General features: G+C 68.4%; 13 protein-coding genes and 1 pseudogene. 8 read left to right on the top strand and 6 right to left on the bottom strand.

Going from position 1 to position 18,622, the window contains the following annotated elements:
• Positions 1 to 115 precede the first annotated feature (115 nt).
• Positions 116 to 782, top strand: a pseudogene (locus ABDZ66_RS02845) (IS630 family transposase); the annotation flags it as partial.
• A 222-nt stretch (positions 783 to 1,004) separates the two neighbouring features.
• Here ABDZ66_RS02845 and ABDZ66_RS02840 read toward each other — a convergent pair.
• The 3 genes from ABDZ66_RS02840 to ABDZ66_RS02830 are packed head-to-tail and all read right to left on the bottom strand — an operon-like array spanning position 1,005 to position 5,332.
• On the bottom strand, positions 1,005 to 1,331 hold the full coding sequence (locus ABDZ66_RS02840) for a hypothetical protein (protein ID WP_343755808.1): 327 nt from the start codon (positions 1,329 to 1,331) through the stop codon (positions 1,005 to 1,007).
• 23 nt (positions 1,332 to 1,354) lie between these two features.
• Positions 1,355 to 1,999: a polymorphic toxin-type HINT domain-containing protein gene (locus ABDZ66_RS02835; protein WP_343755807.1), complete on the bottom strand. Its 645-nt coding sequence runs from the start codon at positions 1,997 to 1,999 to the stop codon at positions 1,355 to 1,357.
• Positions 2,000 to 2,059: 60 nt separating this feature from the next.
• The gene (locus tag ABDZ66_RS02830; RefSeq protein ID WP_343755805.1) at positions 2,060 to 5,332 is read right to left on the bottom strand and encodes a UvrD-helicase domain-containing protein; all 3,273 of its coding nucleotides are present in this window, start codon (positions 5,330 to 5,332) and stop codon (positions 2,060 to 2,062) included.
• Between the two features lie 108 nt (positions 5,333 to 5,440).
• On the opposite strand from ABDZ66_RS02830, the gene mntE reads away from it, so the two are divergent.
• The 6 genes from mntE (at position 5,441) to ABDZ66_RS02800 (ending at position 12,707) form a co-directional block, all read left to right on the top strand.
• Entirely contained in the window at positions 5,441 to 6,370 is a 930-nt protein-coding gene (gene mntE, locus ABDZ66_RS02825) for a manganese efflux transporter MntE (protein ID WP_343755803.1), read from the top strand.
• Between the two features lie 193 nt (positions 6,371 to 6,563).
• Complete coding sequence (fdhF, locus tag ABDZ66_RS02820) at positions 6,564 to 9,584, top strand: formate dehydrogenase subunit alpha (RefSeq protein WP_425544393.1); 3,021 nt, start codon at positions 6,564 to 6,566, stop codon at positions 9,582 to 9,584.
• Between the two features lie 61 nt (positions 9,585 to 9,645).
• A complete protein-coding gene (locus ABDZ66_RS02815) occupies positions 9,646 to 10,149 on the top strand; it encodes a helical membrane plugin domain-containing protein (protein WP_343755798.1) in 504 nt (167 codons plus the stop codon).
• Between the two features lie 32 nt (positions 10,150 to 10,181).
• On the top strand, positions 10,182 to 10,964 hold the full coding sequence (locus ABDZ66_RS02810; protein WP_343755796.1) for a formate dehydrogenase accessory sulfurtransferase FdhD: 783 nt from the start codon (positions 10,182 to 10,184) through the stop codon (positions 10,962 to 10,964).
• Between the two features lie 128 nt (positions 10,965 to 11,092).
• Positions 11,093 to 12,493 carry an L-lactate MFS transporter gene (locus tag ABDZ66_RS02805; RefSeq protein WP_343755794.1) on the top strand — a complete coding sequence of 467 codons (1,401 nt, stop codon included), beginning with the start codon at positions 11,093 to 11,095 and terminating at the stop codon, positions 12,491 to 12,493.
• Between the two features lie 82 nt (positions 12,494 to 12,575).
• Positions 12,576 to 12,707, top strand: a complete 132-nt coding sequence (locus ABDZ66_RS02800) for an MFS transporter small subunit (protein ID WP_343755792.1) — start codon at positions 12,576 to 12,578, stop codon at positions 12,705 to 12,707.
• A gap of 87 nt (positions 12,708 to 12,794) precedes the next feature.
• Here the strand turns inward: ABDZ66_RS02800 and ABDZ66_RS02795 are convergent, their stop codons facing one another.
• From ABDZ66_RS02795 to ABDZ66_RS02785, 3 genes are all read right to left on the bottom strand, one after another.
• Positions 12,795 to 15,383, bottom strand: coding sequence for an ATP-binding cassette domain-containing protein (locus tag ABDZ66_RS02795; RefSeq protein WP_343755790.1), 2,589 nt, complete (start codon positions 15,381 to 15,383; stop codon positions 12,795 to 12,797).
• A 367-nt stretch (positions 15,384 to 15,750) separates the two neighbouring features.
• Positions 15,751 to 16,566, bottom strand: coding sequence for an alpha/beta fold hydrolase (locus ABDZ66_RS02790; RefSeq protein ID WP_343755788.1), 816 nt, complete (start codon positions 16,564 to 16,566; stop codon positions 15,751 to 15,753).
• Positions 16,567 to 16,612: 46 nt separating this feature from the next.
• Positions 16,613 to 17,968: an acyl-CoA dehydrogenase family protein gene (locus tag ABDZ66_RS02785; protein ID WP_343755786.1), complete on the bottom strand. Its 1,356-nt coding sequence runs from the start codon at positions 17,966 to 17,968 to the stop codon at positions 16,613 to 16,615.
• Between the two features lie 132 nt (positions 17,969 to 18,100).
• On the opposite strand from ABDZ66_RS02785, the gene ABDZ66_RS02780 reads away from it, so the two are divergent.
• On the top strand, positions 18,101 to 18,619 hold the full coding sequence (locus tag ABDZ66_RS02780; RefSeq protein WP_343755784.1) for a hypothetical protein: 519 nt from the start codon (positions 18,101 to 18,103) through the stop codon (positions 18,617 to 18,619).
• Positions 18,620 to 18,622: the final 3 nt, after the last annotated feature.

Here is an 18,622-nt window from a genome sequence, read left to right as displayed (position 1 = left end):
CCTCCAGCGCACACCGGCGATGGCGATTGGGCTGACCGATCGCGTTTGGACGCTGCGAGCGTGGCTGTCACGGCCTCAAGGCGTTCCCTGTCGGGCATAGTTCCAGCCAACTACCCACCACGACCACGTCCGAAAAATCCTTCGCCAGTTGGGTTTCACGCCGCAAATGCCGGATGGGCGGGCGGCAGAGCGCAATGAACTCCGGATCGCGTCCTGGAAAGAACAGGTCGCACCGGAGTTGGGAAAAAAAGGTCGCTGAGGGCGCGACCCTGGTGTATCTGGATGAGGTCGGGTTCTCGCTGAAAGGCGTACGACGGCGCACGTGGTCGACCAGGGGCGTGACGCCCCTGGTCACGCTCCCGGCCAATTGGGAGAAACTCTCGACCATCGGTGCGATCACGTCGGATGGGCGGTTCTTCCAGCAGACGAAGTCTGGGGCGATTCGTAGTGGGGACGTCATCCGATTCTTCCAGCACCTGCTCCGCCACGTTCAGGGGGAGATCGTGGTGGTGCTGGATGACGCCGGGATCCACCGGGCGAAGGCAACACAGGCGTTCGTGGAGACCCACGAACGCCTGTCGCTGGTGTTTTTGCCGCCCTATGCGCCGGAGTTGAACCCGATCGAGCTGGTGTGGGCATATGTGAAGCGCAATGTGCTGGGGAACTTCTGTGCCCGCTCGGTCTCGGAGCTGAAAGCAAAGCTTGTGACGGCTTGGCAGCGGGTTCGGTATATCGACTTGCCTCGTCAGCTTATGAATGCGAATCTATGCCGCTATCAATAAGAAGGATTGACCTGAAAGGAGGAGCTGTAGGGCGGAGAAATTTGATCGCCTGCGTTGTGGGCACGACCACCGATGGTTGGCGGTCGCATGGGATTGGGATCGGCCCGGCTGAGCTACAACAGTGTGCCGCCCTAATGGACGGCACACTGTTCAAAAATACTCGGACTGGAAATGTCGCCTCGTCAGCTTATTAAGGCTTAGAGTGCATGTTGAAATCCCAAGCTATATTGCCAGTCCAAGAGTTTTGCCTGTGTCAATCGCTGTTTCGATGAATGGGACTGCTCTCTGTGTCCACTGCTGAGCTTCATATGATAAGTTATGAACATTATTTAGTAATTCTAGTAATGATTTTATCACTTTTTCTGACAGTGGATATTCTTCGTAATCACTAACTCTACATCCAAGATCATTTTCTAGTAAAACGAAAATTTTATCTATCAATTCGTACTTTATATCAGCTGGGATGAGTAAATTTCTATGATCCGTCCCGTCGGTTAATCCGATGTCAGGATAAAGCTCGCGCCAGTATAATACTCCGCCTTGTCCCATTTACAATCCCCCTGCTATGTTTTCTATCGCGTGCATGGGAAGCCGTCATCAATAAAATGAGTCAAACCCTTCCTAACGTTTCCTATGCCGCTTTCTACCCATTTTCCAGGCCGTCCATTGGTGCCGGGTTTCCAGACCTTTGCATTTTCTGGCACTGGTTTTCCGAATTGATCTAGATAGCTCTTTTCGCCATTAAAGGGAAAGTCAGTGTGGGTCATGTCCTGTACCCTGTAATATCCATCGACAAGATCGTATACTATCTGTTTTGTGCCTGATGCATTTGGAAATAGAACCTTGGTTCCTTTAGGATTCAAGGTGCCATTTGATAAATCGGCTCCAATCGCTTTAGCTGAATCGATGAAAGACGATGTAGACCAGTTCCCCGAATTGGCGAACGAACTACTGGAATTATGCACCAACCAGCCGTCATCCCCGACGTAGTAGGTGTGGGCTTCGCTGACGGTGAGGTTGAACATCTCGCGCGTCTGCCCAACGGTGGTGACGTTGGCCACGAGGCCGGTGGTGCCGTCGGCCTGCTTGATCGTATCCCCGATCTTGAGGTGCCCCGCGCCCACCCAGTTCTTGCTGAGGTCGCTGTGGCCTTCCGGCGCGGGCCTGGGCTGGGCATCCACGGGCTGCGCGACGAAGAAGAGACGCTCGGGGATCATCTCGATCCAGCGGATTGGGCTCTGGGGGGTGCGTGCTGATTCCGCACTCCGGCGCGGCGTTCAGGCGGGTGAGAGGTTCGCGAATTTCACCAGGAGTTTTTTCGTCCCGGCGGTCGGGAAGTGCACCGTGACTTCCTGCCGGTCGCCGATACCGGCCACGGCGAGGACCTGTCCCTCGCCGAATTTGGGGTGGCGGACGCGTTCGCCGCCCCGGTAGGCCATGCCGGATGTGAGGGGGCTGGTGTTCTTAAAGGCGCTGGCGGTGGGGACGGTGGGGCGGTAGGTTTTCCAGGTTTTGGTGCGGTACTCGACGACCTGTCCGTAGGGGTCGACGGTGTCGAAGCCCCCTTCGATCTCTTCGAGGAAGCGGCTGTCCTCGGCGGCGTTGGTTTTGCCGTACTGCATGCGGTTCTCGGCGGCGGTCAGGAACAGGCGGTCCATGGCGCGGGTGATGCCGACGTAGAACAGGCGGCGTTCTTCCTCGATGCCGCCCGCCTCGGCGATGGCGCCCTTGCTGGGCAGCAGGCCTTCCTCGACGCCCACGATGAACACGACGGGGAATTCCAGGCCTTTGGCGTTGTGCATGGTCATGAGGGTGACGGCGTCTTCGGGGGTGTCCTTGTTCTCCTGTTTGGTGCGCATGTCGTCCACGCTGGACAGCAGGGCGGCGTCGTCGAGGAAGTCGCCGATGGTGCCCTCATGTTCCTGTGACCATTCCTCGGCGGCGTTCACGAGTTCGTCGAGGTTCTCGGCGCGGACCTGTCCTTCCGGGCCTTCCTGGCGGAGCAGGTCGAGGTAGCCGCTGGTTTCGATGACGTAGCGCAGGAACGCGCCGGGTTCGTAGTTGTCGGCGGCGTCGCTCATGGCGTGCATCAGCGCGGCGAAGTCCACGGCTTTCTGCGCGCCCCGGTCGAGGATGCTGTCCGTGTCGGCGCGGGCGCAGGCTTCCAGCAGGCTGGTGCGGTGGGCGGCGGCCCAGTCGAGGAGTTTCGTGAGGGCCGTGTCGCCGATGCCGCGCCGGGGCCGCCCGATGATGCGGCGCAGGGCCACGTCGTCACTGGGGTTGATGGACAGGCGGGCGTAGGCGAGGATGTCGCGGATTTCCCGGCGGTCGTAGAAGCCGACGCCGCCCACGATCTTCGCGGGGATCTGCACGCGGCGCAGGCTCTCCTCGATCACGCGGGACTGCGCGTTCGTGCGGTACAGCACGGCCATGTCCGTCAGCGGGCGGCCTTCCTGGGCGTGCAGGCGCGTGATCCACTCGGACACGAAGTCCCCCTCGGCGCGGTGGTCGGTGGCGCGGTGGAACACGACGGGCGGCCCGTCGTCCTTGACGGCTTTCAGGGTCTTGTCGAGGCGTTCGGCGTTGTTCTCGATCAGCCGGTTGGCGATGCCGAGCACGCGGGCGCTGCTGCGGTAGTTGTGCTCCAGCATGTAGACCTTCGCGTCGGGGTAGTCCTTCTGGAAGTCGAGGATGTTCTGGATGTCCGCGCCACGGAACTTGTAGATGCTGTTGTGGACGAGCAGACCGCCCGCGAGGTAGGTGTGGGTGGGGGTGACGGTCAGGTCGTACACGGGGCCGTCGTAGTGTTCCTGCGTGACCTGCGTGACGGCGGTTTCCTGGAGGCCGTGTGGGGTGTCGGCCAGCAGGAGCATGCCGGGGTGCAGGTGTGACAGGGGCGTGAAGGCGTACATGGCGCCGCCGATCTGCGCTTTGCGTTGCAGTTCCAGGCCGCCGTCCTGCGCGATCTGGCGGGCCTCGGCGAGGGCCTGCGGGTAGTCCCTGCGGCTGAGTTCGAGGCGGTAGCCGCCGCGTCCGTTCGTGCGGACGGGGTGCCCGGCGTCCGTGAGTTTCGCGGCGATGTCGGCGCGGTTGCTGCTCCACTGGATGCGGTGGTAGCCGACGCTGCCGTGCCGGTGGTCCTGGAACATGATGAGGTTCAGGCTCTGGCGCCTGACGCCGTTCTGCGGGCGGTGGTGCGGGAAGTCCGGGTGCAGGTGCAGGTCCGTCATCAGGCGGCGGGCGGCGGCGGGCGTGTCGATCTCGCGGAACAGGCGTTGCAGGTGGTCGTCGCCCATGGCGAGGTTCCGGCCGACGCCGTGGAACAGCGCGGTGGGCAGGCCGTAGCGGGCGGCGTACAGCGCTTCCCAGTACGCGGCGTCGGCGCGGGTGTCGCAGACGCGCAGGACCCAGACCTTGTCTCCGTTTTCCTGGTTCAGGCGGACGCGGTAACCGTAGTCGGTGTGCCCCTCGCTGTTCTGCCTCGCGCCGACGGTCAGGCCCACGCGGTAGCCGCGGTCCTCGCGGTACATCAGGTACACGTACCACTGTCCGTCCATGGGCTGGTGCCGCGCGAGGACGATGTGGTGCGGCGTGCCGCGCAGCGTGTGTTCTGCCGTCTGCACGTTCCAGAGGGGTCCGCTCGAGTGACCGCGTTTGACGTGCGTGACCTGCGCGGGCAGGCGCGTGCCGGACGCGCCGACGCCGCACACGGTGTCTCCTTCTGCGATGGTTTCGATGGGGCGCGGTCCCTGTGGCGTGCCGATCAGGGTGCCGGGCGGCAGGCACTGGTCGGGGTCCCCGACGACCAGCAGGTTGCGGTCTCTGGAGGCGAGCAGGCGGGTCAGTTCGTACTGGGCTTTGTTGGTGTCCTGGTACTCGTCGACGTGAATGAAGCGGGCGCGGTTCTGGACGGCGTTCAGGACGGCGGGGACGTCGCGGAACAGGCGGACGGTTTCGGTGATGAGGTCGCCGAAGTCGATGGCGTTCTGGGCTTTCTTGCGTGTTTCGTAGCGGCGGTAGGCTTCGGCGGCTGTCTCTTTGGGGATGCCGCTGAGGTAGGGTTCGTGGGCGCGGTCGAGGTCGCTGGGGGTCTGGAGGTTGCTCTTGGCGCGGTCGAGGATGCCGCGCAGGACGCGGGGGTTGGTGTCGGGGCCGATGCCGGGGAGGCTGCCCATGATGTCCTTGAGGACGTCGAGCTGGTCGTCGTCGTCGTAGATGACGAAGCCGCGTCTCAGGCCGATGTGTTCGCCGTAGGCGCGCAGGATGCGGACGCCGGCGCTGTGGAAGGTGCTCATCCAGAGTTTGTCGGCGCCGGGGACGAGGTGGCTGGCGCGTTCGCGCATCTCGGCGGCGGCCTTGTTGGTGAAGGTGACGGCGAGGATCTCGCCGGGGTCGGCGCCGTAGTGGCCGATCAGGTGGGCGATGCGGTAGATGAGGGTGCGGGTCTTGCCGCTGCCGGCGCCGGCGATGACGAGGGCGGGGCCGGTGTAGTGGTCGGCGGCCTGTGCCTGGGTGGGGTTCAGTTGGGCGAGCAGGTCGGGCGGGTTCACCTGGGAATTGTACCAGCCTGCGTTCTGCCCTGGGCGTAATGGGTGGGCTGGACGTGTTCCCGGGCTGGGCACGGTTTTCGGGTTGCCTAACCCTGCTACGCTCCACGGGTGACGGCTTCCTCGACCTCCGTGCAGACCTCCTCCCGCGCGTCCAGACTGGCGCTGGGCAGCATTCTCGTGGCGGTCGTGGTGCTGGCCCTGAAGTACGTGGCGTACCTGATGACGGGCAGCGTGGCGCTGTACTCGGACGCGCTGGAGAGCATCATCAACGTGGCGGCGGCGGTGGCGGCGCTGATGGCGCTGCGGGTCGCGGCCCGCCCGGCGGACGCCAATCACCCGTACGGGCACACGAAGGCCGAGTACTTCAGCGCGGTGGCCGAGGGCGTGCTGATCGTGCTGGCGGCGGCCGCGATCGTGCGCGAGGCGCTGCCGGCGCTGCTGAACCCGGTGGCGGCCGGTGGGCAGGTGGGGCTGGGACTGGCGGGGCTGGGCGTGAACCTGGGGGCGGGCCTGCTGAACGCGGTGTGGGCGTCGGTGCTGCTGCGTCAGGGGCGGGCGTTGCGTTCGCCGGCGTTGCTGGCGGACGGGCGGCACATCTTCAGTGACGTGGTGACCAGCGTGGGGGTGCTGCTGGGGGTCCTGGCGGCCCGTCTGACGGGTCTGGCGTGGCTGGATCCGCTGCTGGCGATTCTGGTGGCGCTGAACATCCTCTGGAGCGGGTGGCTGCTGGTGCGTGAGAGTGTGGGCGGCCTGATGGACGCGGCGGTGGACCCGGAGACCGAGGCGAAGATCCGGCAGGCGATGAGTCTGCACGGGCAGGGTGCGCTGGAGATGCACGACCTGCGGACCCGGCATGCGGGGAGTGTGACGTTCATCGAGTTTCACATGGTGGTGCCGGGGGACATGACGGTGCAGGAGGCGCACAGCATCTGTGACCGGCTGGAGGACGCGATCCGTGCGGAGACGCCGCAGTGTTCGATCAGTATTCACGTGGAGCCGCAGGAGAAGGCCAAGCATCACGGGGTGCTGGTGCTGTAGTGCGGGCGCGGTCGGGGTTCGGTGATGCGGGACGGTCGGGGTGGCTGGGGGTGGTCAGCGGGGGATTCATGAAGTCCGGCTTCATCTGACAGTTCCTTCATGTCGAACGGTCGTGCCTATACTCGCCCTTGAAAGCTTCAGGGAGGAAGATATGGGCGAGATTGACGTGCCGAACGACGTGCACATCCGTTCCATGGTGGGGCCGACCCGGCCGCCACGTGGAGAGCAGGTTCAGGTGACGGTGGACGGAGCGCCGCAGGTGGCGTGGGTGGGCGAGCCGCTGGTGGACGTGATCAACCGCGCGCAGATCGAGCTGGCGCAGGTGTGTTACCACCCGCAGCTGGGTCCCATCCAGACCTGTGATACCTGCGCGGTCGAGATCAACGGCGTGGTGGGCCGCGCCTGCGGCACGAAGGTGGCGGCCGGGATGGTGGTGCGCACGCAGACGACCGCCGCCCGCGCCGCGCAGCGGGACGCGTACGACCGCATCGTGGCGAACCACGACCTGTACTGCACGGTGTGCGACAACAACAACGGGAACTGCACGGTTCACAACACGCTGGGCGTGCTGGGCATCGATCATCAGACCCGGCCGTTCCAGCCCAAGGGTTACGAGAAGGACATGAGTAATCCCTTCTACCGCTACGACCCGGACCAGTGCATCCTGTGCGGGCGGTGCGTGGAGGCCTGCCAGAACGTGCAGGTGAACGAGACCCTGACCATCGGCTGGGAGATGGAGCAGCCGCGCGTGTTGTGGGACGGCGGGAAACCGATCGGCGAGAGCAGCTGCGTCAGCTGCGGGCACTGCATCACGGTGTGCCCCTGCAACGCGCTGCAGGAGAAGTCCATGCTGGGCGAGGCGGGCCTGTTCACGGGTCTGCCGCTGCCGGTCTGGAACGCCGCGATCGACGTGGTCAAGGGCGTGGAGGCCAGCGCGGGCCTGAAACCCATCATGAACGTCAGCGAGATCGAATCGGCCGCCCGTGACCGGTACATCAAGAAGACGAAGACGGTCTGCACGTACTGCGGGGTGGGTTGCTCGTTCGACGTGTGGACCGACGAGCGGCACATCCTGAAGGTCGAGCCCGGCCTGGGGCACGCCAACGGCATCAGCACCTGCGTGAAGGGCAAGTTCGGCTGGGATTACGTGAACAGCGGGGACCGCCTGACCACCCCGCTGATCCGCGAGGGCGACCGCTTCCGCGAGGCCAGCTGGGACGAGGCGCTCGACCTCGTGGCGCGGCGCCTTTCGGAGATCCGCGCGAAGGACGGCCCGGACGCGCTGGCATTCATCGCCAGCAGCAAGGCCACGAACGAGGAGGCGTTCCTGGTGCAGAAGTTCGCCCGGCAGGTGATCGGGACGAACAACGTGGACAACTGCTCGCGGTACTGCCAGTCGCCGGCCACCGCCGGTCTGATCCGCACGGTGGGCATCGGCGGGGACAGCGGCACCATCCGCGACATCGAGCAGGCCAGCATGGTGATCACCATCGGCAGCAACGCCGCCGAGAGTCACCCGGTCCTGGCGACCCGCGTGAAACGCGCGCAGAAGCTGGGGCGCACGAAGCTGGTCGTGTTCGACATCCGCGAGCATGAACTGGCCCGCCGCTCTGACCTGTTCCTGCGGCCGCGTCCCGGCACGGATTTCGTGTGGCTCAGTGCGGTCAGCCGCTTCATCGTGGAGCAGGGCCTGCATGACCGGGCGTTCGTGGAAGCGCGCGTGAATGGCCTGGACGAGTACCTGGAGTCGATCAGCGGCTACACCCTGGCGTACGCCGAGCAGGAGACCGGGATTCCCGCCGCGACCCTGGAGGCCTTCGCGCGGGACCTCGCGGCGCAGGAGGGCGTGTGCATCCTGTGGGCGATGGGCGTCACGCAGCAGTGCGGCGGCAGCGACACCAGCGCCGCGATCAGCAACCTGCTGCTGCTGACCGGGAACTACGGCCGTACCGGCACCGGCGCGTACCCGCTGCGCGGGCACAACAACGTGCAGGGGGCCAGCGACATGGGCGCCATGCCGGACCAGGTGAGTGGCTACCAGCGGGTCGGTGATCCGCTGACCGTGCAGCGCCATGAGCGCGAGTGGGGCGTGACCCTGCGCCCGGAACGCGGCCTGGACAACACCCAGATGATCGACGCGGCCATCGAGGGGCGCCTGAAAGCGCTGTGGCTGACCGGCGAGGAGATGAGCCTGACCGACGCGAACGCCAACCACCTCGAGCGGGGTTACGAGGCGCTGGAGTTCTTCGTGGTGCAGGACCTGTACTTCACGAACACCGCGCGGTACGCGGACGTGGTGCTGCCCGCCTCGCCGTCCCTGGAGAAGGAGGGCACCTTCACCAGCACCGAGCGGCGTATCCAGCGGCTGTACCAGGTCATGGAGCCGCTGCGGGGCACCCGGCCCGACTGGCAGATCTACTCGGCCGTGGCCCGGCGTCTGGGCTTCGACTGGTCGTACGCGCATCCGGCCGAGATCATGGACGAGATCGCGCGGCTCACGCCCTTCTACGCCGGCGTGAACTACGCGCGGCTGGAGGGTTACGAGACCCTGTGCTGGCCGGTCGCGGAGGACGGCACGGACACCCCGCTGCTGTACCGCGACCGCTTCCACTTCCCGGACGGGAAGGCGGTGCTGTACCCGGCGACGTACAAGCCGCGCCAGAACGCACCGGACGCCGAATTCGACCTGCACCTGAACTCCGGGCGGATGCTGGAGCACTTCCACGAGGGGAACATGACCTTCCGCGTGCACGGCATCGCCGAGAAGGCGCCGGACACCTTCGTGGAACTCAGCCCGGAACTGGCGGCCGAGCGGGCCGTGCAGAGCGGCCAGTGGGTCCGCCTGATCAGCCCGCACGGCGCGGTGCGGCTGCGGGCGCTCGTGACGGGCCGGGTCAGCGGGAACGAGGTGTACGTGCCCATGAACGCCCGCCGGGCAGAGGACGCCGTGAACCGCCTGACCGGTTCGGGCGGCGACTCGATCACGAACACCCCGGCGTACAAGGACACCAGCGTCCGCATGGAGGTCCTGAACGATGTGGGTGAGAATCCGCTGCCCGCCACGAACCACCGCTGGGGCCACCCGACCCCGCAGCGGGGCGTGGAAGTCGAGCGCAAGTGGGCGCGGCCCGACTACGTGTTCCCGGGTGGGCTGCTGCCCATGCACGGCGACAGCCTGAACGCCCGCACGGACGCGCTGGGCGCGGACGATTGATTCTCAGCGGGAGGGGCCGGCACGCGCCGTTCCTCCCGCGCCGGAGCCCCCAGGAGACACCATGGCGAAACCACTAGAATTCACGCCCCGCACCCCCACGCCGCAGGAGAAACTGCAGGCCGAGGTCGGGGATTCCACCGACGCGCTGCTCGAGGGTCTGTACCTGCTGCGGCAGCTGCACGAACACGGCGTGCTGGACGTGCTGGGCAAGACCGTGCGGGGCGGCGAGGGCCTGATCGCGTCGCTGCTGCACATCACGGGCGGCGAGAGCGGCACGACCCTGCTGCGCAACGCCACCGAACTGGGCAAGACGCTGGCGGCGCTGGACCCGCGTGAGGTCAGCGTGCTGGGGCACGCGGTCACGACCGGGGTGAGTGAGGGCGCGCGGCACGTCGCGCAGGGCCGGGGCGTGGGCCTGGGCGAACTGATGGGCCTGCTGCGGGACCGGGACGTGCAGGTGGCGCTCGGCGCGATCTTCGCGGTGCTCAAGGGCGCGGGGCGGGCACTGCGCGAGGCGAACGGCGACGTGGCGAGGACCGCGAATCAGGCCGAGGTGGGCCGCTGAGTACCGCGCAAGACCGTGACGGGGAGGCCAGCGTGCGCCTCCCCGTCACCCTGTTCCGGGACGGTGTCGGGACGGAACGGCCGGACACGGTGGCGGTCGAGGAGCCGCTGGAACTGCGCCTGCACGCGCCCGGCGGCCCGCTGCCGCTGGGCGTGCTGATGCGCACGCCCGGGCACGACCGCGAACTGCTGCTGGGCTGGCTGGTCTCCGAGGGCCTGCTGCCGGCGGCGTTCACGCTGGACCCGGACCCGGAGAACGCGAACGTGTGGCACCTGCGCACGCCGGAGCACGCGCGGCTGGCGGCGGGCGCACGGCTGGCCGTGTCGTCGAGCGCCTGCGGGGTGTGCGGGTCCGGGAGCGTGGAGCGGCTGGCGGTGCGCGCCTCGGCCCCGCTCTGGACGGCTGGCCCCCTGCCGGCGCCTTTCCTGGCGGGCCTGCCCGAGAGGTTGCGGGCGGCGCAGCCGGGGTTCGCGGCGACCGGGGGTCTGCACGGCGCGGCGCTGTTCACGGCGACGGGCGAGTGCCTCGTGACCCGTGAGGACGTGGGGCGGCACAACGCGGTGGACAAGGTCGTGGGCTGGGCGCAGGCACACGCGACCCTCCCGCTGACCGATCACCTGCTGGTCGTGTCGAGCCGCGCGGGGTTCGAGATCGTGCAGAAGGCCGTCACGGCCGGGATCGGCGTGGTCGTGGCGGTGGGCGCGGCCACCAGTCTGGCCGTGGAGACCGCGCAGGTGTTCGGGGTGACGCTGTGTGGTTTCGTGCGCGGGGACCGCCTGAACGTCTATGCGGGCTGCGAGCGGCTGCGGTCCTGAACGCGGCCGCGTCCGTTCATGAGGACTTTCCCCTGCAAGCGTGAAGTGTCGTTTCCGCGGATCCCACTAGACTCCTTGACGTCAAACAAACAGTGCGGCCATCCACCCACGGCTGGCCAGGAGGACATATGGGATTTCTGGATCGTGAGCATTCTGTCGCCGGGCCCAGCTGGACACGCTGGCTGGTCCCGCCCGCCGCGCTGGCCGTGCACCTGAGCATCGGCCAGATCTACGGGTACTCGGTGTTCAACAAGCCCCTCTCCCGCCTGATCAGCGGCGACCTGAAAGCCGAGACCGGCGCGCCCGGCGACTGGTCCCTGTTCCAGGTGGGCCTGATCTTCAGCGTCGCCCTGTTCTTCCTGGGGGCCAGCAGCGCCATCTTCGGCAAGTGGGTGGAACGCGAGGGGCCCCGCAAGACCATGTTCGCCAGCGCCCTGCTGTTCTGCGGCGGGTTCTTCGTCGCGGCGCTCGGCGTGAAGCTGCACTCCCTGCCGCTCGTGATCTTCGGGAACGGCGTGCTGGGCGGCATCGGGCTGGGCCTGGGGTACATCAGCCCGGTCAGCACGCTGATCAAGTGGTTCCCGGACCGCCCCGGACTGGCGACCGGCATGGCCATCATGGGCTTCGGCGGCGGCGCCCTGATCGGCAGTCCGCTGGGCACGGCGCTCATGACCCGCTTCGCCGGGGACGGCACGCTGGGCGTCGGCTCGGCCTTCCTGATCATGGGTGCCATCTACCTGATCATGATGCTGTTCGGCGCGTTCCTGATCCGCGTGCCCGCCGACGGCTGGAAACCGGCCGGGTGGACCCCGAAACCGCAGGCGGCGGGCGGCATGATCTCCTCTCACAACGTACTGGTCGATCAGGCGTTCCGCACGCCGCAGTTCTGGCTGCTGTTCGCCGTGCTGTTCCTGAACGTCACCGCCGGCATCGGGGTGCTCGGGCAGGCCAGCGTGATGATCCAGGAGATGTTCAGCGACCGTGTGCTGGGCGCCGGGAACGGCGTGACGGCCGCCGCTGCCGCCGGCTTCGTGGGCCTGCTGAGCATCTTCAACATGGCCGGGCGCTTCATCTGGTCGTCCACCAGCGACCGCATCGGGCGCAAGCCCACGTACATGATCTTCTTCGCGCTGGGCGCCGTGCTGTACTTCCTGATTCCCATGTTCGGCAACATGGGCAGCCTGGCGCTGTTCGTGGCGGGCTTCTGCGTGATCATGAGCATGTACGGCGGCGGATTCGCCACCATTCCCGCGTACCTGCGGGACATGTTCGGGACCGCGAACGTCGGCGCGATCCACGGCCGCCTGCTGCTCGCCTGGAGTGCCGCCGCGATCGTCGGCCCCAGCCTCGTGAACGGCTTCCGCGACAGTCAGATCAAGGCCGGGATTCCCGCCGCGCAGGCGTACAGCACCACCATGTACATCATGGCCGCGCTGCTGGTCGTGGGGTTTGTGGCCAACCTGATGGTCCGCCCGGTCGCCGAGAAGTTCTGGGCCGAGAACCGCGCACCCGCCCCCAGCCACGACTGACGCAGCCACGACTGACGCAGCCATCACTGGCGCGGCCACGACTGACGCGCATCCCGACCCGCATTCCAGCCAGGAGGTCCGCATGACCCGTTCCACCCCCGAACCCACCGAACCGCTCTCCCCCGTGATCTACCTGACGTGGCTGGTGCCCGGCATCCCCCTGGTGTGGGGCATCTGGCAGACGCTGATCAAGGTCTCGCAGCTGTTCCAGTAACCCGGCCCGCAGGCAGACAGCTGATGGCAGATGGCAGATGACGGCCTCCCCCACTTTCGGGGGAGGTTTGCTTTTGCCACCCGCAGTTCAGGTCGGGGTGGGCTGGGCGTGTCCGGCCAGCTCGCGGCGCAGGTACGGCGCGGTGCGGCTGCCGCTGGCCCTGGCGACCTGTTCGGGGGTGCCCTGCGCCACGACCTGGCCGCCGCCTTCGCCCGCGCCGGGGCCGAGGTCCACGACCCAGTCGCTCGCGGCGATCACGCCCAGGTCGTGCTCGACGACCATGACGGTGTGCCCGGCGTCCACGAGGCGGCTCAGTTGCGCGTGCAGGCGTTCCACGTCGCTGGGGTGCAGGCCGGTGGTGGGTTCGTCCAGCAGGTACACGGTGTGGCCGCGCACGGCCTTCTGGAGTTCGGCGGCCAGTTTCACGCGCTGCGCCTCGCCGCCCGAGAGTTCCGTGGCGGGCTGCCCGAGGCGCAGGTAACCCAGGCCGACCTCCTGCAGGGTGCTCAGGGCGCGGTGGACGGGGGCCTCTTCTGCGAACACCGGCGCGGCGGCGTCCACGGTCAGGTCCAGCACCTGTGCGATGTTCAGGCCCTGCCAGCTGACCTCCAGCGTGGCGGCGTTGAAGCGGGTGCCGTGGCACACGGGGCAGGGCGCGTACACGGACGGCAGGAACAGCAGTTCCACGGTCACGAAGCCCTCGCCCTGGCAGTGTTCGCAGCGGCCGCCCTTCACGTTGAACGAGAAGCGGCCCGCGCTGTAGCGGCGCTCCCGTGCCAGGGGCGTCGCGGCGAACAGGCGGCGGACGTGGTCGAACAGGCCGGTGTACGTGGCGAGGTTGCTGCGGGGCGTGCGCCCGATGGGTGCCTGCGTGACCTGCACCAGCCGCCTCACGCGCCCCACGTCGCCGCCCAGGCTGCCCTGCGTGGGGGCGGGCGCGTCGTCGGCGGTCAGCAGGTCGGCCGGGTCGGCACCCGCCTCGACCGGGGCGACCTCGCGGCCCAGGTGGGCGCCCAGCAGGTCCGTGAGGGCCTGGGTGATCAGGCTGGACTTCCCGGACCCGCTGACGCCCGTCACGGCCGTCAGGACGCCCAGCGGCAGGCGCACGTCCACGCCGCGCAGGTTGTTGCGGGTCACGCCGCGCAGGTCCAGCCAGCCGGTCGGGTCGCGGCGCACCTCGGGCAGCGGGGCGGGCGGCCCGAACAGGTGCCGGGCGGTCAGCGAGTCCGGCACGTCCCGCAGGCCCGCCGGGGGGCCGCTGTACAGCACCTGCCCGCCGCGCTGCCCGGCGTGCGGGCCGACGTCCACGATCCAGTCGGCGTGGCGGATCACGCCCGGCTCGTGCTCGACCACGAACAGCGAGTTCCCCCCGGCCTTCAGGCGGTCCAGGGCGCCCAGCAGCGCCTCGGTGTCGGCGGGGTGCAGCCCGGCGGAGGGTTCGTCCAGCACGTACACCACCCCGAACAGGTTCGAGTACAGCTGCGTGGCGAGGCGCAGGCGTTGCAGTTCGCCGGGCGACAGGGTGGGCGTGCCGCGCTCCAGGGTCAGGTAGCCCAGGCCCAGGCGTTCCAGCACGTCCACGCGGGCGCACAGGTCGGCGGCCAGCCGGGTCAGGGCCAGCGCCTCCTCGGGCGGGCGGGGTGGGCCGTCCAGGCGGTCGGTCTGCCCGGCAGCGGCCGGGGCGAGCAGTTCGGCGGCGCGGCGCAGCGGCAGGCGCGAGAAGTCCATGATGTCCAGCCCCGCGAACGTCACGCCCAGGGCCGCGCGGGTCAGGCGTTTGCCGTGGCAGACCGGGCACTCGCGGACCACCATGAACGACGCCGCCCGGCGCTTCATGCTCTCGCTGCCACTGTTCGCGAAGGTGTGCAGCACGTGCCGCCGCGCCGAGGTGAACGTGCCCAGGTACGACGGTTCGGCGCGGCGTTTCACGGCCCGGCGCGTCTCCTCGGGCGTCAGGCCCGGGTACACCGGCACCTGCGGCTGCTCGTCCGTGAACAGGATCCAGTCGCGGGCCTCGCGCGGCAGGTCCCGCCAGGGGGTGTCCACGTCGTAGCCCAGCGTGACCAGAATGTCGCGCTGGTTCTGCCCGGCCCACGCGGTCGGCCACGCCGCCACGGCCCGCTCGCGGATGGTCAGGGACGGGTCCGGGACCATGCTCTCCTCGGTCACGGCGAACACGCGGCCCAGCCCGTGGCATTCCGGGCAGGCTCCCTCGGGCGTGTTCGGCGAGAACCCCTCCGCGTAGATGATGCCCTGCCCCGCCGGGTAATCCCCCGCGCGGGAGTACAGCAGGCGCAGCACGTTGTTCAGGGTGGTCAGGCTGCCCACGCTGCTGCGCGCCGACGTGACACCCCTCCCCTGCTGCAACGCCACGGCGGGCGGCAGGCCGTCGATGCGGTCCACGTCCGGCGTGCCCAGCTGATTGAACAGCCGCCGCGCGTACGGCGACACGGAATCCAGGTAGCGGCGCTGCGCCTCGGCGTACAGCGTCCCGAACGCCAGCGAGGACTTCCCGGAACCCGACACGCCCGTGAAGACCACCAGCGCGCCTCTGGGCAGGTCCACATCCACGTTCTTCAGGTTGTGTTCCCGCGCGCCGCGCACCTGCACGAACCCGTCGCGCGGCCGGTCGTCGCGCGGGGAGCCGTCGCGGGAGGAGGATGGAAGGTCGTTCATCCCGGCATGATTCCCCCGTCGCCCGCCGGGCGGGTACGCAGGGCCTTCAGCCGTTGCCCATGCTCGGGCGCCATACGGACTGCCGTCTGTTTCGCTGGCAACCCGGCAGGACGCCCGGCTCCTACTCGCATCCGCTCGGACCCAGCGGGCTTGGCAGTCCAGTCAATCGGAGTCCGTATCACGGCCGCCAGGGTGGGCTGCGTGGCGCGGCACAGGACACCGCTGGCGGCGCGGGCGCAGGAGCGCACGTCGTCCCGCGCGTTCCTCGGCGAGGACAGGTCCAAAGCCCTGCGGGTCGCACCCGGCCAGCAGCGGGAGTGTCAGCGCCAGGGGAAGCCGGCGGCGCGTCAGGCCCCAGCGTACCGGGTCATTTCAGTGTGGTGAGGAAGGCCTGCACGGCGTTCAGGATCTCCTCTTCCGCCTGCGCGTGCGTGACGGTGGGCAGGCCGTCGCCTTTCTGCGGGCCGTACCGCCCGAAGAACGAGTGGACCGCGCCGGGAATGACGGTCAGGGTCGTACCCTCGGGCAGGCGGTCCAGGCCGCCGCGCACGTCGTCGGGGGCGGCCACCCCGTCCCGTTCGGCCAGCAGTGACAGCACGGGCAGCGTCTGGTCTTTCAGGCTGACGTTCCCGGCGGGGTACGCGGCCATCAGGATCAGGCCCGCGAGCTTGCCCGCGTGACTCGCGGCGTACTGCGCGGCCATCGCGCCGCCCAGCGAGTGCCCGGCGATCACCACGCGCCTGCCCTGGCCGTACTGCGCGATCAATCCGTCCGCACGCCCTATTCCGGTCACGGCGAGGTCCAGCGGGAAGGCCGGGATGACCGTCTGCACGCCACGGGCGGCCAGCGCGCGGCCCAGCCACTCGTACGCCTGCGGGCGCACCAGTCCGCCGGGGTAGAACACCAGCAGCGTGTCCGCCTCGCCCTGCGCGGGCCGGATGTCGATGACGGGGCCGCCCACGTTCTCCAGCGTCACGCGCGCCGTGTCCTGGCCGGACGGGGGAACGGCGTCCTGCCCGACGATCAGCGGGGGCCGCACGACCGCCTGCCGCGCCGTCGAGATCAGGTACCCGCCCAGCAACGAGACGCCCGCGATCACCCACGCCCGCACGCGCGGCGAGAGGCGCGGGCGGCGCCGGGAGCGGGCAGGGGCCGGGGGGGTCTGGGCAGGTTCGGTGCTCACGGCCCCAGCATAGGCCCGGTCCTGCCTCCCTCCCTACCCCCCACCCTTACACGAAGGCGCTGAGGCCGGTGATGGCCCGCCCGACGACCAGGGTGTTGATCTCGTTGGTGCCCTCGTAGGAGTAGATGGCCTCGGTGTCCGCGAAGTGCTTGGCGACGCCGTACTCGAGCAGGATGCCGTTCCCGCCGAAGGTCTCGCGGGCCAGGGCGACCGTCTCGCGGCAGCGGGCGGCGGTGACGACCTTGGCGAGGGCGGCGTGCTCGTCGCGCATGTGGCCCGCGTCGGCCATGTGGCTCAGGCGCAGGCACAGGCTGAACAGGCTGGTGACGTTGCCCAGCATGTGCACGAGGTGGTTCTGGATCAGCTGGAATTCCCCGATGCGCTTGCCGAACTGTTCGCGGGTCTGGGCGTACGCGAGGGCCAGTTCGTAGGCGCCCATGGCGCACCCGACGCCCTGCCACGCGACACCGGCGCGGGTGAGTTTCAGGACCTCGGCGGTGGTGCGCCAGCCCTGCACGTTCTGCAGGCGGTCGGTGTCGGGGACGCGGCAGTCGCTCAGGGTGATCAGGCCGTTCTCGACGATCCGCAGCGCGGTCTTGCCCTGGATCTTCTCGACCTCGTAGCCGGGCGTGCCGGCGCGGACGATGAAGCCGCGCACCTCCTGGGTGTCCACGTCGCGGGCCCAGATGACCGTGAAGTCGCTGAAGGGGCTGTTCCCGATCCATTTCTTCTGGCCGCGCAGGGTCCAACTGTCACCGTCTCGTCTGCAGGTGGTGCGCATGCCCTGGCTGACCTGCGAGCCGCCCTCGGGTTCGGTCAGGCCGAACGCGCCGATGACGTCCATGTCGAGCATCCTGGGCAGCCACTCGGCCTTCTGCGTGTCGCTGCCGCCCAGCGCGATGGACGCGAAGGCCAGTCCGGCGTGAACGCCGAAGAACACGGCGGTGCTCACGTCCACCTTGCAGGCCTCCATGGTGAACAGGCCCTCCATGACGGTCGCGTCGGGGGTGCGGCTGCCGTCCTCGTTCCAGATGCGGCGCAGGAAGTCGTGTTTCTTCAGTTCCGGGATCAGGTGGCGGGGGAACTCGTCGCGGTTCCAGTACTCGTTCATGACCGGCGCGACGTGCGCGTGCATGAAGCCCCGGACCTCGCCGGCGAAGTCACGCTGCGCCTGGGTCAGGGTGTCCATCTGCCCGAAGAAGTCGGCGTCCGGGGTGGGCAGGCTGGGGGTCTTCCCGGGCGCGGCGCTCATCAGGCGGGTCAGGCCCCTGAGCTGCGCGTCGCTCATGCCGGCGGCGGCCTTCACGAGGGCGCCCAGGTCGAGTCGTCGGTTCAGGCGGGCGAGCGCGTCGAGGTCCAGCCCGGCCAGCAGCGCCTGGGCGTCCACGTTGGAGGTGTCCATGCTCCGAGTTGTACCGCGTTCAACAATTCTCAGATTGCGTTCCCTGTCGCGCTTCGTCGCGCCGGTCATTCACCTGCCCTTCATGCACGCGCCGCCCGGTCCCCCGCCCCCCGCAGGCGGTAGCATCCGGGCATGAGCGCCCCACACACGGAACGGCCTGTCCGACCGCTCCCGCACCGGCCGGCCGGGTACGTGGAACTCGCCCGGTACTCCAGCCTGAGTCGGCTGTGGGCCATGCTGGGCGGCGCGGCCCGCGCGGGCCGACAGGTGACGCTGGTGCGCGGCGACGCGCCGGACGTGTGCCGCCGCCGCGTGAGCGGCTACGCGATCGGCCGGGCCGGGATCTTTCTCGACGAGCTGCGTACCGTCCGGGACCTCGACGACGGGTTCGCGCCTCACCCGGCGCTGCTCGCGCTCCTGAGCGGCGACCCGGATCCGCTGCGCGAGGAACTGAACGCCCATTTCGAACTGCGTGTGGACTTCACGCTGGCACTCACCGCCAGCCGCGACCTGATCGCCCGGCCGGAACTGCGCTTCGCGCCGCTGGTGCCGGGCCTGAGCACCCTTCCGGACGACCTGACGCTCGACGCCCGCCGGCTGGGCCGCGACGAACTGCACCTGCTGGTGCAGCGCGCCTGCGGCCTCGCCTGAACG

Source organism: Deinococcus depolymerans (genome assembly GCF_039522025.1).
Classification (GTDB): Bacteria; Deinococcota; Deinococci; order Deinococcales; family Deinococcaceae; genus Deinococcus; species Deinococcus depolymerans.
The sequence above is the reverse complement of the archived record's forward strand: the minus strand, read 5'-3'. Positions and strand labels throughout refer to the sequence as shown.

What these genes read in the sequence shown, in the direction of transcription:
- ABDZ66_RS02840 (WP_343755808.1), bottom strand. Translation starts at nt 1,331, where the DNA reads ATGGGACAAGGCGGAGTATTATACTGGCGCGAGCTTTATCCTGACATC.
- ABDZ66_RS02835 (WP_343755807.1), bottom strand. Translation starts at nt 1,999, where the DNA reads ATGATCCCCGAGCGTCTCTTCTTCGTCGCGCAGCCCGTGGATGCCCAG.
- fdhF (WP_425544393.1), top strand. Translation starts at nt 6,564, where the DNA reads ATGGTGGGGCCGACCCGGCCGCCACGTGGAGAGCAGGTTCAGGTGACG.
- ABDZ66_RS02815 (WP_343755798.1), top strand. Translation starts at nt 9,646, where the DNA reads ATGGCGAAACCACTAGAATTCACGCCCCGCACCCCCACGCCGCAGGAG.
- ABDZ66_RS02805 (WP_343755794.1), top strand. Translation starts at nt 11,093, where the DNA reads ATGGGATTTCTGGATCGTGAGCATTCTGTCGCCGGGCCCAGCTGGACA.
- ABDZ66_RS02800 (WP_343755792.1), top strand. Translation starts at nt 12,576, where the DNA reads ATGACCCGTTCCACCCCCGAACCCACCGAACCGCTCTCCCCCGTGATC.
- ABDZ66_RS02795 (WP_343755790.1), bottom strand. Translation starts at nt 15,383, where the DNA reads ATGAACGACCTTCCATCCTCCTCCCGCGACGGCTCCCCGCGCGACGAC.
- ABDZ66_RS02785 (WP_343755786.1), bottom strand. Translation starts at nt 17,968, where the DNA reads ATGGACACCTCCAACGTGGACGCCCAGGCGCTGCTGGCCGGGCTGGAC.
- ABDZ66_RS02780 (WP_343755784.1), top strand. Translation starts at nt 18,101, where the DNA reads ATGAGCGCCCCACACACGGAACGGCCTGTCCGACCGCTCCCGCACCGG.